12 protein-coding genes are annotated in these 12,497 nt (G+C 65.7%); 7 read left to right on the forward strand and 5 right to left on the reverse strand.

What is annotated here, in order from left to right; genetic code table 11:
• Window positions 1-2 precede the first annotated feature (2 nt).
• Genes ASB57_RS11075 through ASB57_RS11085 form a run of 3 tightly spaced genes read right to left on the reverse strand, consistent with a single transcriptional unit; the run spans window position 3 to window position 3,173 of the window.
• Window positions 3-800 (reverse strand): enoyl-CoA hydratase-related protein, encoded by a 798-nt coding sequence (locus ASB57_RS11075; protein WP_057652280.1) that lies wholly within the window; start codon window positions 798-800, stop codon window positions 3-5.
• On the reverse strand, window positions 797-1,936 hold the full coding sequence (locus ASB57_RS11080; protein WP_057652281.1) for an acyl-CoA dehydrogenase family protein: 1,140 nt from the start codon (window positions 1,934-1,936) through the stop codon (window positions 797-799). Before ASB57_RS11080 ends, ASB57_RS11075 begins: the two co-directional genes overlap by 4 nt.
• A gap of 25 nt (window positions 1,937-1,961) precedes the next feature.
• Entirely contained in the window at window positions 1,962-3,173 is a 1,212-nt protein-coding gene (locus ASB57_RS11085) for an acyl-CoA dehydrogenase family protein (protein ID WP_057652282.1), read from the reverse strand.
• A 247-nt stretch (window positions 3,174-3,420) separates the two neighbouring features.
• On the opposite strand from ASB57_RS11085, the gene ASB57_RS11090 reads away from it, so the two are divergent.
• From ASB57_RS11090 to ASB57_RS11105, 4 genes are all read left to right on the forward strand, one after another.
• The gene (locus ASB57_RS11090; RefSeq protein WP_057652283.1) at window positions 3,421-3,819 is read left to right on the forward strand and encodes a Zn-ribbon domain-containing OB-fold protein; all 399 of its coding nucleotides are present in this window, start codon (window positions 3,421-3,423) and stop codon (window positions 3,817-3,819) included.
• Window positions 3,816-4,988 carry a thiolase gene (locus ASB57_RS11095; protein WP_057652284.1) on the forward strand — a complete coding sequence of 391 codons (1,173 nt, stop codon included), beginning with the start codon at window positions 3,816-3,818 and terminating at the stop codon, window positions 4,986-4,988. The genes ASB57_RS11090 and ASB57_RS11095 overlap by 4 nt, the downstream gene beginning before the upstream one ends.
• 86 nt (window positions 4,989-5,074) lie before the next feature.
• Complete coding sequence (locus ASB57_RS11100) at window positions 5,075-6,052, forward strand: tripartite tricarboxylate transporter substrate binding protein (RefSeq protein ID WP_057652285.1); 978 nt, start codon at window positions 5,075-5,077, stop codon at window positions 6,050-6,052.
• Between the two features lie 34 nt (window positions 6,053-6,086).
• A complete protein-coding gene (locus tag ASB57_RS11105) occupies window positions 6,087-7,040 on the forward strand; it encodes a nitronate monooxygenase family protein (RefSeq protein WP_057652286.1) in 954 nt (317 codons plus the stop codon).
• A 53-nt stretch (window positions 7,041-7,093) separates the two neighbouring features.
• Here the strand turns inward: ASB57_RS11105 and ASB57_RS11110 are convergent, their stop codons facing one another.
• Complete coding sequence (locus ASB57_RS11110; RefSeq protein WP_057652287.1) at window positions 7,094-8,089, reverse strand: tripartite tricarboxylate transporter substrate binding protein; 996 nt, start codon at window positions 8,087-8,089, stop codon at window positions 7,094-7,096.
• A 139-nt stretch (window positions 8,090-8,228) separates the two neighbouring features.
• Window positions 8,229-9,128, reverse strand: coding sequence for a LysR substrate-binding domain-containing protein (locus ASB57_RS11115; RefSeq protein ID WP_057652288.1), 900 nt, complete (start codon window positions 9,126-9,128; stop codon window positions 8,229-8,231).
• 227 nt (window positions 9,129-9,355) lie between these two features.
• Between ASB57_RS11115 and ASB57_RS11120 the strand changes: the two genes are divergently transcribed.
• From ASB57_RS11120 to ASB57_RS11130, 3 genes are read left to right on the forward strand one after another with little or no spacing between them, the layout of a single operon-like run.
• Window positions 9,356-10,267 carry an SDR family NAD(P)-dependent oxidoreductase gene (locus ASB57_RS11120; protein ID WP_057652289.1) on the forward strand — a complete coding sequence of 304 codons (912 nt, stop codon included), beginning with the start codon at window positions 9,356-9,358 and terminating at the stop codon, window positions 10,265-10,267.
• 10 nt (window positions 10,268-10,277) lie between these two features.
• Window positions 10,278-11,165 (forward strand): MaoC/PaaZ C-terminal domain-containing protein, encoded by an 888-nt coding sequence (locus ASB57_RS11125; RefSeq protein ID WP_057652290.1) that lies wholly within the window; start codon window positions 10,278-10,280, stop codon window positions 11,163-11,165.
• An 8-nt stretch (window positions 11,166-11,173) separates the two neighbouring features.
• Entirely contained in the window at window positions 11,174-12,478 is a 1,305-nt protein-coding gene (locus tag ASB57_RS11130; RefSeq protein WP_057652291.1) for a CaiB/BaiF CoA-transferase family protein, read from the forward strand.
• Window positions 12,479-12,497: the final 19 nt, after the last annotated feature.

Genomic DNA, 12,497 nt, shown 5'->3' on the forward strand with positions numbered 1-12,497 from the left:
GTTCACTCTCCCATAAACCGCGGCGGCCGCTTCTCAGCAAATGCCGTCATGCCTTCCAGATAATCTTCGGTATAACCCATGGCGCGCTGCAACTCGGCTTCCAGGTCGAACTGCTGCATCAAAGTATTGTCCGCGGAAGCGCGCAGCGCCTGCCTGGTGGCGACCAAGGCCTTGGTGGGTGCCTGGGCCAGGGTCGCCGACACCTCGTCCAGGGTCTTGTCCAGGTCCGCGTCCGGCACACAGCGCCATATCAGCCCGCAGTCCGCTGCCTGGCGCGCCGTCAGGGTCTCGCCGAACAAGGCCATGCCCATGGCACGGCCCTCGCCCACAAGGCGCGGCAGAAACCAGCTGCCGCCCATGTCCGGCACCAGGCCGATCTTGTTGAACGCCGGCACGAACTTGGCGGACTCCACCGCGAAGACCACATCGCAGGCCAGGACGAAACTCATTCCAGCGCCGGCCGCGACGCCGTTGACCACGCACACCACCGGCACCGGCATGGAACGCAGCCGCTCCAGCAGCGGCCTGTAGCCGGTCATCAGACCTTCGGACAGATCGCGCCGCTGGCCCGCCGGCAGGGGCTTGCGATCCGCCAGATCCTGTCCCGCGCAAAAGCCGCGGCCAGCGCCGGTGATCACCACCCCGCGCAAGCCCGGCGTGTCGTGCGCCTCGTCGAGCGCGCGCGTGATCTCTCCGCGCATCACATCAGTGAAGCTGTTGAGCCGCTCCGGCCGGTTCAGCGTGATCCGTGCCACGCCGTCAACCAGGGAGAAAACAATTTGTTCGTAGTGCGTCGTCATTGTGCGATTCCCGCGGTTTCTTCCATGATGGCCAACTGTTCGGCAGTATCGCCGAACATCAGATCGACAACAGTCAGGCGCTTGAAGAAATCGCCCACCTCCAGCTCATCCGTCATGCCCATGCCGCCATGCAATTGCACGGCCTTCTGGCTGACCAGCCGCCCTGCCTGCGCGACTTCGAGCTTGGCGGCGGCGATCATGCGACGGCGCTGCGACGCATCCGTTTCGCCCAAGGCGGCCGCCGCGACATACGCCATGGACAGCGCCATTTCCCTGGCGACCACCATCTCGGCCATGCTGTGTTGCAGCGCCTGGAAGGCCGCCAAAGGCTGGCCGAACTGCTTGCGCGCCTTCAGATAGTCGACCGTGATGTCCAGCAGGCGGGAAATGGCGCCGGCCGCATGCGCGCAAAGTGCTGCCACGCCCCACTCCAACGACAGCGTCAGCGCCGCCAGCGCGGCGTCGCCGCGCGCCAGCACCTGCGACGGCGCGATGCGCACCTGCTTGAAATCGAGGCGCGCGCAACGTGAGCGATCCAGAGTATTGGTCTCGGCCACCGTGACACCCCGCGCGTCGGCGGGCACGATCAGCAGGACCGGCTCACCGTCCCCCGCGTCCCGCGCCGACACGATCCACGCATGAGCCGCGCCACCGTGCCAGACCAGATGCTTGACGCCGTCCAGCACCCAGCCAGCGTCCGTGGCAGGGGTGGCATCGGCAGACAAGCGACACCCCTCCGGATCGACGGCATAGCGCCGCCCGGGCTCCTGGTACGCAATGGTGACCACGGCCTCGCCGGACGCGATGGCCGGCAACCACTGCCGCGCCGCGTCGGCATTGCCGCCGGCCTGGATGGCCGTCGCGCTCATCACCCCGCTGGCGATGACGGGTTCGTCGACCAGGCCACGCCCCAGCTCCAGATGAACCGGCAGGAGGCTGGCCGGCGTCTCGCCGAAACCGCCGTGCTCCGTGTCTATCGTCAGGCCAAGGACGCCCAGTTCCGCCAGCGCATTCCAGGCGGAGGCATCCAGCCCGCCCTGGCGCGCCCGGCGCTGCGCCAAGGTCCAGTTATCCGCCACCAGCCGCGCCAGGCTGTCCGCCAACATGCGCTGTTCCGTGCTGTATTCGAAATCCATGTTCTATTCCGTGGAGAGGGGCAGGTCACACGCCCAGGATCATGCGGGCGATGATGCCCTTCTGCACTTCCGTCGAGCCACCGTAGATGGACGTCTTGCGCATGTCGGCATAGCCCGCGCCCGCGGCGGCCGTCATCGCGCCGCCCGGGCCGTGGAAGTCGGCGTCAGCCTCCATCCAGTCCGGGTCGTATGGCCAGGCATCGGGCCCCGCGATCTCCATCTGCAGCATGGCCAGATCCTGCTGGATCTCGGAGCCACGTATCTTCAACACGGACGCCTCGGGCCCGGGCGGCGCATCGCCGCGCGCGGCGGCCACGCGATACAGCAGCATTTCCAGGGCCATGATGGCGGCTTCGACCCGCGAGATGCGATCCCGCGTACGGCCGTCATCGAGCAACGGCCGTCCGGAGGATGCGTGCGTCCGCGCGGCCAGCTCCTTCAGGATGCGCAACTCGCGGTGGCAGTGCCCCAGGCCGGCGATGCCGGTACGCTCGTGGCCCAGCAGATACTTGGCATAGGTCCAGCCTTTGCCCTCCTCACCCACGATGTCCGCCACCGGCACTTTCACATTGTCCAGCCACACTTCGTTGACGTCGTGGCCGCCGTCCAGGGTCTTGATGGGCCGCACCGTCACACCGGGCTGGCGCATGTCGATCAGCAGCATGGAAATGCCCGCCTGCGGCTTGACGTCTGGATCGGTGCGCGCCAGACAGAACATATGATCGGCGTATTGGGCGAGCGTGGTCCAGGTCTTCTGGCCGTTGACCAGGTAGTAGTCGCCTGAATCGCCCCCCGACACCCGCTCGGCGCGCGTCTTCAGCGAAGCCAGGTCCGACCCCGCGCCCGGCTCCGAGTACCCCTGGCACCACCAGTCATCCACCCGCAGCATGCGCGGCAGCAATTCCTGCTGCTGTTTCTGGCTGCCGTATTTCATGATGACCGGGCCTATCATCGACAGGCCGAATGGCAGCAGCCGCGGCGCGCCGGCGGAATAGCACTCCGTTTCGAACACCAGGCGCTGGATCGGATTCCAGCCGGTGCCGCCGAAGGCCTTGGGCCAGGTAGGCGCCCCCCAGCCATGATCGGCCAGCGCGCAATGCCAGCGGACAAAATCGTCGCGGTGCAGGCGCTGGTGGCGCATGACCTTGTCGCGTATGTCGGCGGGCAGGTTCGCGGCCACGAATGCGCGGACTTCCTCGCGGAAGCGGCGCTCTTCAGGCGTCCACGTCAATTGCATCGTTTGTCTACTCCGTGCCTGGTCTGGTTTTTCAGGGCTGATTTCGTCGGCCTAGATTACCGATGCGCCGCCTGCTGAACAATCTGCCTCTGCGAAAGCCCCGCTTTCGTTCAAGCGAAGCGCCCCGCTTGCGCTGAACCGAAGCCCTTCTTCAGCAATGAAAAATGGTCAATCCAAGGGCGCCCGTTGGACACTGCCGCAGGCTGCCCGCCACGGAGCAGCGCATGACCTACATCGGTGGAGACCCATGACCCAGCCCAGCCCCGGCCCACAAACCGGCGCCGACCTGCACTACAAGCAGGCGCTCGCCCAAGGCCAGTTCCTCATCCAGCGCTGCGACGCCTGCGCGCGTGCCGTGTTCTTTCCCCGCATGATCTGCCCGCACTGTGGCAGCGACAAACTGGCCTGGCAAACGCCCAGCGGCCGCGGCACGGTCTACTCGACCACCGTGGTGCGCCGCAAGCCCGACGCCGGGGGCGACTACAACGTTGCCCTGGTCGACCTGGAAGAAGGTGCGCGCCTGATGAGCCGCGTCGACGGGATCGCGCCCGCCGACGTGCATATCGGCATGCCCGTGCAAGCCAAGGTACTGGTCCGCGAGAACGATGGCCTGCTGATATTCGTCCCCCGGGAGGGCAAGGCATGAATCTGCAAGACTTGCGCGGCGCCGCCGCCATCGTGGGCGTGGGGCATGCAGGCCTGGGCCAGGCGCCCGGCTATACCGAAATGGAAATCCTGGTGCAGGCAGCGCATCGCGCCGTCAGCGACGCCGGTCTTACCATGCAGGACATAGACGGCATCTGCACGGCGAGTGTCGCGGCCACCATGTGGTCCATGCCCGTCATCGAGCATCTGGGCATCCGTCCCACTTTTATCGACTCGACCATGCTGGGCGGGTCCAGCTTCGTCGCTCACCTGCTGCCCGCCATCCACGCCCTGTCCACCGGCCAATGCAATGCGGTACTGGTCTGCTATGGCAGTACGCAACGCACGTCCACGTTGTCGCGCGCGGAAATCGGCCGGGTGCGCAAGAACTTCGACCCGCAGCCTTACGAGACGCCCTACGACCCGCTGAGCCCGCTCAGTTCCTATGCCTTGGCGGCCGCGCGGCATATGCACCAGTACGGTACCACGCGCGAACAATTGGCCGAGGTGGCGTTGGCCGCCAGCAAGTGGGCCCAGCTCAATCCTGAAGCACAACGACGCAATCCCATTACTTTGGACGAGATTCTGGCGTCGCCCATGGTGTCGGACCCGCTTACCGTGCGCGACTGCTGCCTGGTGAACGACGGCGCCGGTGCCTACGTGCTGGTGCGCGCGGACCGCGCCAAGGATATGCCCAACAAACCGGTCTACGTTCTGGGCAATGCCACGGCGGTATGGAACCGGCAGATCTCGTCCATGCATGACGTCACCGTCACCGCCGCGCAGGAGTCCGGCCGGCGTGCCTTCGAGATGGCGGGCGCGAAGCCGTCCGACATCGACGTGCTGGAACTCTACGATGCCTTCACCATCAATCCCATTCTTTTCCTGGAAGACCTCGGGTTCTGCAAAAAGGGCGAAGGTGGCGCGTTCGTCGCGGATGGCAGGATCGCGCCGGGGGGCGCACTGCCGGTGAATACCAACGGCGGTGGCCTGTGCTGCATCCATCCCGGCATGTACGGCATATTCATCACCATCGAAGCCGTGCGGCAATTGCGCGGCGACACCGGGGAGCGGCAGGTGCAAGGCGCCCAGCTTGCCCTGGTGCATGGCAACGGCGGCACGCTGTCCAGCCAGTCGACGGCAATCCTGGGTACCGCTGAAACGTTGTAAGCGCCCTTCCACGGCGCGTTGTACGGCGTCCCGGCACCGGGACGCCGCGTTGCGTTGCGCAAAAATAAAACGGAGACAAGAAGCCCATGAAGCTCAATACCCTGTTCGCCGCGGCCTGCGCCGCCATCGCCTGGACCCAGATGGCGCCCGCCCAGGCCGCCTCGACCTATCCCGACCACCCCATCCGCCTGCTGGTGGGCTATGCGCCGGGCGGCCCGGTGGACACCACCGCGCGCGTCTTCGCCAAGTACCTCACCGACAAGCTGGGGCAGTCCGTGGTGGTGGAGAACCGCTCCGGCGCCAGCGGCATGATCGCCCTGGACGCCACGGCCAAGGCCGCCCCGGACGGCTACATCCTGAGCTTCGCGGCAAGCCCGCCCTTGACCATGTCGCCCCACGTGCAGCACAGCAACCTGTTCGACCCGCGCAAGGACTTCACGCCTATCGGCCTTATCGTCGACTACACCAACGTCCTGCTGCTGGGTCCCCAGGCGCCCGTGAACACCGTGGGCGAACTGATCGCGTACGCCAAGGCCAACCCCAAGGCGGTCACCTTCGGGTCGGCGGGCAACGGCGCGTCCAATCACCTGTCGGCGGAATTGCTCAAGCAGCAGTCCGGCGCGCCCATGATGCACATCCCCTACCGCGGCAACGCCCCGGCCATGGTCGACGTGATCAGCAGCAAGATCACGTTCATGTTCGACATCACCAGCACCGCGATTCCCTTCATCAAGAGCGGCAAGGCCAAGGCCCTGGCCGTCACATCCAAAGAACGCAACCCCGAGCTGCCCGACGTGCCCACCATGATCGAATCCGGCCTGAAGGACTATGAAGTCGTGGGCTGGTATTCGCTGATCGCCCCGCCCAAGCTGCCGGCCGACATCAACGCCCGTCTGGTCAAGGCGCTGAACGACGTGGAAGCCGATCCCGGCTTTCGCAAAGCCATGGCCGACGGCGGCTACACCCTCAATAATGGCGATGCCAAAGTGCTGCAGCAACGCATCGCCCGTGAGTACACATTGTGGGGTGACGTGGTCGAGAAGGCTAATATCTCGGTCAACTGACCCGAGCTTGAATCATTCGAAATTGGAGTCCTGCATGAACGCCCTGCAACGCCTGCGCAAAGAGACCCGTCTGCCGGTGATCGCCGCGCCCATGTTTCTCGTCTCCGGCCCCGACCTGGTCATCGCGCAGTGCGCCGCGGGCGTGGTCGGCACGTTCCCGTCCCTCAACGCGCGGCCGCAGGAACAGCTGACGGAATGGCTGACCCGCATCGAGCAAGGCCTGGCCGACGCACGGCGGGCCCAGCCTGGGCGGCTGGTCGCGCCGTATGGCGTCAACCTGATCGTGCATGACTCCAATCCGCGTTGGCGCGGCGACCTGGAGATCTGTGCCGCGCACAAAGTGCCGCTGATCATCACGTCGCTGCACGCACCCGATGCCGTGGTGCCGGTCGTCCATGATTACGGCGGCCTGGTGCTGCACGATGTGACCACCGTACGCCACGCGCGGCGTGCGCTGGACGCCGGCGTCGACGGCCTGATCCTGGTGGCCGCGGGCGCCGGCGGCCATGCCGGACGCGCCAACCCCATCGCCTTGATCAATGAGATACGCGCCTTCTACGATGGTCCCCTGGTGCTGTCGGGCTGCATCAGCCATGGCAAGGACATTCTGGCGGCCCAGGTGCTGGGCTGCGAGTTCGCGTACATGGGCACCCGCTTTATTGCCACCGAAGAATCACTGGCGCCCGACCGTTACCGCGACATGATCGTCGAAGCCACTTTGGATGACGTGATCTATACACCCTTCTTCACAGGCGTGCCGGGCAACTACCTGGCCCCCAGCATCCGCGCCGCCGGCCTCGACCCTGCCAACCTCGTGGCCCAGCCGGCCGCGGCCGTCAACCTGGACAAGAGCACGCGGCCCAAGGCCTGGAAGGACGTGTGGGGCGCCGGCCAGGGCGTGGGCGCGGCGCAGGAAGTGCTGCCCACCGCGGTGCTGGTGGAGCAGCTGGCGAGCGAGTATGAAACCGCTCGCCGGGTTTTCGCTTAATTTTTTCGCTTGATTTTTTGGCCTGATTTGTTGGCTCAGCTGGATCAGCGGGTTTAGCTGCCCTCTTCCACCACGATGTGGGCCTTGGTGATGACCTCGTGCCATTTGGCCAGCTCCGACGCCAGGAACGCGCGAAATTCATCCGGCGTGCCCGGCATGGGTTCCGCGCCCGCGGCCAGCATGCTCTTGGCCGTGTCGGCGTCCGTCAGCACCTTGACCAGGTCGGCATTGACGCGCTTGATCACTTCGGGCGGCGTGCCCTTGGGCGCCAGCAGGCCGCTCCACGAATACGCTTCGTAGCCCGCCACGCCGGCTTCGGCGATGGTGGGCACGTCGGGAAACATGGCCGAACGCTTCAGGTTGCCCACGCCCAGCCCTCGCACCGCGCCGCTTTTCATATGCGGCACCGCTGACGGCCCGTCGGCGAACATCACCTGCACTTGCCCCGCCAGCACATCCTGGATGGCTGGCGCGCTGCCGCGATAAGGGATGTGCTTCATCTTCGTGCCGGTCATGCTGTTGAACAGCTCCCCGGCCAGGTGCGTGCCGCCGCCCGTGCCGGACGATGCGAAGGACAGCTCGCCCGGATGGGCCTTGTCATACGCGATCAGTTCGGCCACCGTTTTCACCGGCAGCTTGGGATTGACCACCAATACGATGGGAAATACCGCTGCCATGCCGACCGGATCGAAATCCTTCTGGATGTCATAGCGCAGGTTCGCACGCAGGCTGGGCAGTACCGAATGGTGGATGGACGCAAAGAAGAAATGGTAGCCGTCGGGGTCCTGCTTGGCTGCCGTCTGCGCGCCCACGATGCCGCCCGCGCCGGCGCGGTTGTCAACGATGGTGGGTTGGGACCACAACTGCCCCAATGGTCGCGTGACGAAGCGGGCGGTGGTATCGACGGGTCCGCCCGGCGGGAACGGGACGACGAAGCTGACGGCGCGGTTGGGCCAGGCGCTGGCGGCGTGCGACAAGGTGGGCAGCCAGGCCGTCGCCAAGGACGCGCCCAGCCCCGCGATGACGCGGCGGCGTTGCGGATTCTGCATGATTTGGTCTCCGGATATTGTTTTTCTGCGGTGCGTCATGACATGGCCGTCATGCAGCACCCCGGCATTATTGGCCGGACAGCTGGAGATACCGCTTCTTTTTTGCCTAACCCCGGGTTCAGCGGGAACGCTTACGCGCTTATGTTTCGCGCGCCGCCCGGACCAGGTGTTCGATGAACTGTTCCGCGAAACGCGGCAGGTCGCGGCCGCGCTGGCGGCATAGCAGGCGCTCCCGCTGGGCCCAGGGGTCTTCCAGCTTGAGCGTGTGCAGGGCATTCGGTTGGTCATGGTGCCGCATGCAGCCACGCGGCACCACGGCCACGCCCACGCCGGCCGCCACCATGCGGCAGACGGCTTCGAAGCTGTTCACGTGCACGCGCTGCATGATGTTCTTGCCCAGGCCCGAGGCGATGTCTTCCAGGAAGATCTGGATGGCGCTGTCCGGATGGATGCCGACGAACTGGTAGGTGTCCAGCAGGTCGACGAAGCGCACGGAGGTTTTTTCGGCCAGGGGGTTCTTGACCGACACCACCACGACCAGCTCGTCGCGGAACAGGGGCATGACGTCCAGCCCTTCGACGTCGACCGTGCCGGCCACCAGACCCAGGTCGCCCGCGCCGCTGCGGATCGCCATGGCGATGTCGCCGGAGATTTTCTCCTGCAGTTCGATGTCGACGTCGGGGTATTCGGCCAGGAAGCTGGACAAGGCGTCCGCCAGGAAGGAATTGGTCGAAGTGGTATTGGCCAGCAAGCGCAGCCGGCCCTTGATGCCGTGGGAATACGGTTGCAGGTCGGCGGTCAGGCATTCCAGCTGGCCCAACACCAGGCGGGCGTGCTTGAGCAGCACTTCGCCGGCCGCGGTCAGGGCGACGCCGGTGGCCTGGCGCACGAGCAGGCGGGTCTTGAACGCCTCCTCCATATGCTTGACGCGCGCACTGGCCGCCGGCAGGGACAGGAACGTTCGCTCCGCCGCCCGGGTCAGGCTGAGGGTGTCTCCCACGTTCACGAATAGCCGCAGGTCTGTCAGATCATGTCTCATGCTCGCACCGTTCCGCCACGCAAAAGGGGGGTGTCTTGAATATTGAATTCTGTTGTTGTGCCCAGGAATCTACCATGTTGGGAGAGATTGGGACTCGGCTACGCCGATCCCTCGGCCCCGAGGGGTGATGGTTGAGGGGGCTGGCCCCTCATATCCCAACCGGGGGTTGAGGGGGCCTGCCCCCTCAGAACCCTTAACTAAAAAAATCATCATTAGTGGAGAGACAAATGAGCAATATGGTTTCCGGCAAGGTCGTCGTCGTCACCGGCGCCGGGGGCGGCGTGGGCCGCGGGATCGCCCTGGCCATGGCCAAGGCAGGCGCCAAGGTCGTGGTCAACGACCTGGACCTCAAACGTGACGGTACGGGCGGCCCCGCTGCCGCCGTCGTCAAGGAAATCCTCGATGCCGGGGGCCAGGCCGTGGCCTGCACCGACAGCGTCAGCTCCTACGAAGGCGCCAACAACAACATCAAGACCGCCGTCGACGTCTTCGGCCGCATCGACGCCGTGGTCAACAACGCCGGCAATCTGCGCGACCGCGTCTTCCACAAGATGAACGAAGAAGAATGGCGCCAGGTCCAGGACGTCCATCTGAATGGCACCTTTTTCATGAGCCGCGCCGCCGCCCCCTATTTCCGCGAGCAGGAATCCGGCGCCTTCGTCCACATGACCTCGACCTCCGGCCTGATCGGCAACTTCGGCCAGGCCAACTATTCCGCCGCCAAGATGGGCATCGTCGGCCTGTCCAAGTCCATCGCCCTGGACATGTCCCGCTACAACGTGCGCTCCAACTGCATCGCCCCGTTCGCATGGACCGCCATGACCAGCTCCATCCCGGCCGACACCCCCGAGGAAAAAGCCCGCGTCGAAAAGCTCAAGAAAATGGAAGCCGGCAAGATCGCCCCTCTTGCCATCTACCTGGTCAGCGACGCCGCCGCCGAAGCCGGCATCACCGCGCAGATCTTCTCCGTGCGCGCCAATGAAATCATGCTGTTCTCGCAACCTCGCCCCCTGCGCACGGTGCACTACTCCGAAGGCTGGACCCCGGAACTGATCGGCGAGATCGCCATCCCCGCCATGCGCAAGCACTTCTATGCCCTGGAGCGCTCGCCCGACGTCATCGACTGGGATCCGATCTGAGGCCGCCGCCATGCCCTTGAGCTACGACACCATCAAGCACTGGCAGTTCGACGACCTCCGCCACACCTACACCCAGAAGGACACCATGCTCTATGCCCTCGGCATAGGCCTGGGCGAAGACCCGCTGGCGGCACAGCAGCTGCGCTACGTCTACGAAGGCGACCTGCACGCCTTCCCCACCATGAGCGTGGTGCTGGGCTACCCCGGCTTCTGGATGCGCGACCCGCGCGCCGGCATCGACTGGGTGCGCCTGGTGCATGGCGAGCAACGCCTGACCCTGCACGCGCCCGTGCCCGCTGAAGGAACGGTGCTGGCCAGGAGCCGCATCACCCACGTCATCGACAAAGGCGCGGACAAAGGCGCGCTGGTGATCGCCGAGCGCACGCTGCATGACGAAGCCGGCAAGCACCTGGCCACCCTCGCGCAGACGACGTTCTGCCGCGGCGACGGCGGCTTCAGCAAAGGCAAGGAAGGCGATAAGGCCGGCAAGAGCGACACCCCGCCCCCCGCCCTGCCCGCCGTGCCGGACCGCGCTCCCGACCGCCAGCTCTCCCTGCACGTATCCCCCCGCGCCGCGCTGATCTACCGTCTTAGCGCCGACATGAATCCCCTGCACGCCGATCCCGAAGTGGCCCGCAAAGCCGGCTTCGAGCGTCCCATCCTGCACGGCCTGTGCACTTACGGCATGGCCGCCCGCGCCATCGTGGAGGCCTGGGCCGACGGCGATGCCAGCCGCCTGACCCAGCTGGACGTGCGTTTCTCCGCGCCTGTGTATCCGGGCGAGACGCTGGCCTTCGACATGTGGCAGGAAGGCGACCAGATCCGCTATACGGCCCGCAGCGTCGAACGCAACGTCGTGACCTTGAATTGCGGCGTGGCACAGGTAAAGAAAAGATGAACCCACCCATGAGCAATAACGAAAGCAGCCAGGCAGGCAACAGCAGGCGCACGCCGGCAAGCGACCACCGCCCGCCTCCTTTGGACGGCATTCGTGTACTGGACCTCAGCCGCATCCTGGCCGGCCCCTGGTGTACCCAAAACCTGGCCGACCTGGGCGCCGACGTCATCAAGGTCGAACGCCCGGGCGCCGGCGACGACACGCGCGGCTGGGGCCCGCCCTATATGAAGGACGCGGACGGCAAGGACACGTCCGAGGCCGCCTACTACCTTTCCTGCAATCGCAACAAGCGCTCGATCACCGTCGACTACGCCACGCCGGAGGGCGCCGACCTGATCCGCGAGCTGGCCACCAAGAGCGATATCCTGGTCGAAAACTTCAAGGTCGGCGGCCTGAAAAAATACGGCCTCGACTACGAAAGCCTGCGCGCCATCAATCCCAAGCTGATCTACTGCTCGGTGACCGGCTTCGGCCAGACCGGCCCCTTCGCCGAACGCCCCGGCTACGACTTCATGATCCAGGGCATGGGTGGCCTGATGAGCATCACTGGCGAACGCGACGACCTGCCCGGCGGCGGCCCGCAGAAGGCCGGCGTGGCGGTCACCGACATCGTCACCGGCATGTACGCGTCGGTCGCGGTGCTGGCCGCGTTGCAGGAACGCCATCGCAGCGGACTGGGCCAGCATCTGGACATCGCCCTGCTCGATTGCCACGTCGCCCTGCTGTCCAATCAGAACTCCAACTACTTCACGTCGGGCAAGGCGCCCCGGCGCGCGGGTAACGCGCACCAGAACGTGGTGCCTTACCAGGTCTTCGCCACCAGCGACGGCCACATGATCGTGGCGACCGGCAACGACTCCCAGTACCGCGCCTACTGCAAGGCCATCGGGGCGCACGCCCTGGCCGAGGACACCCGCTTCACGACCAACAGTGGCCGCGTGACCCACCGAGATGTGCTCATCCCCTTGCTCACCGACATCATGAAATCAGGCCGGCGCGACGACTGGATCGCCAAGCTGGAAGCCGTTGGCGTGCCCTGCGGCCCGATCAACGACATCGCCCAGGCCTTCAGCCACCCGCAGACGCAGGCGCGCGAATTGCGCCGGGAGATTCCCCATCCTCTGGGGGGCACCGCGCCGGTGACCGCCAGCCCGCTGCGCTTTTCCGGATCGCCCGTGCAATACCGCCGCGCGCCGCCTATGCTGGGCCAGCATACCGACGAAGTGCTGCGCGAGATCCTGGGCCGGACACAAAGCCAAACGCAGGCGCAACAGCAAGGCCAGGCGCTTTCCGCCAAAGACGTGTCCGTGTAAAACAGAACCATCACCTTCC

The organism is Bordetella sp. N, from assembly GCF_001433395.1.
Classification (GTDB): Bacteria; Pseudomonadota; Gammaproteobacteria; order Burkholderiales; family Burkholderiaceae_B; genus Bordetella_C.

Excerpts from the sequence above, each read along its gene's own strand:
- ASB57_RS11075 (WP_057652280.1), bottom strand. The coding sequence starts at position 800 with ATGACGACGCACTACGAACAAATTGTTTTCTCCCTGGTTGACGGCGTG.
- ASB57_RS11080 (WP_057652281.1), bottom strand. The coding sequence starts at position 1,936 with ATGGATTTCGAATACAGCACGGAACAGCGCATGTTGGCGGACAGCCTG.
- ASB57_RS11085 (WP_057652282.1), bottom strand. The coding sequence starts at position 3,173 with ATGCAATTGACGTGGACGCCTGAAGAGCGCCGCTTCCGCGAGGAAGTC.
- ASB57_RS11090 (WP_057652283.1), top strand. The coding sequence starts at position 3,421 with ATGACCCAGCCCAGCCCCGGCCCACAAACCGGCGCCGACCTGCACTAC.
- ASB57_RS11095 (WP_057652284.1), top strand. The coding sequence starts at position 3,816 with ATGAATCTGCAAGACTTGCGCGGCGCCGCCGCCATCGTGGGCGTGGGG.
- ASB57_RS11100 (WP_057652285.1), top strand. The coding sequence starts at position 5,075 with ATGAAGCTCAATACCCTGTTCGCCGCGGCCTGCGCCGCCATCGCCTGG.
- ASB57_RS11105 (WP_057652286.1), top strand. The coding sequence starts at position 6,087 with ATGAACGCCCTGCAACGCCTGCGCAAAGAGACCCGTCTGCCGGTGATC.
- ASB57_RS11110 (WP_057652287.1), bottom strand. The coding sequence starts at position 8,089 with ATGCAGAATCCGCAACGCCGCCGCGTCATCGCGGGGCTGGGCGCGTCC.
- ASB57_RS11115 (WP_057652288.1), bottom strand. The coding sequence starts at position 9,128 with ATGAGACATGATCTGACAGACCTGCGGCTATTCGTGAACGTGGGAGAC.
- ASB57_RS11120 (WP_057652289.1), top strand. The coding sequence starts at position 9,356 with ATGAGCAATATGGTTTCCGGCAAGGTCGTCGTCGTCACCGGCGCCGGG.
- ASB57_RS11125 (WP_057652290.1), top strand. The coding sequence starts at position 10,278 with ATGCCCTTGAGCTACGACACCATCAAGCACTGGCAGTTCGACGACCTC.
- ASB57_RS11130 (WP_057652291.1), top strand. The coding sequence starts at position 11,174 with ATGAGCAATAACGAAAGCAGCCAGGCAGGCAACAGCAGGCGCACGCCG.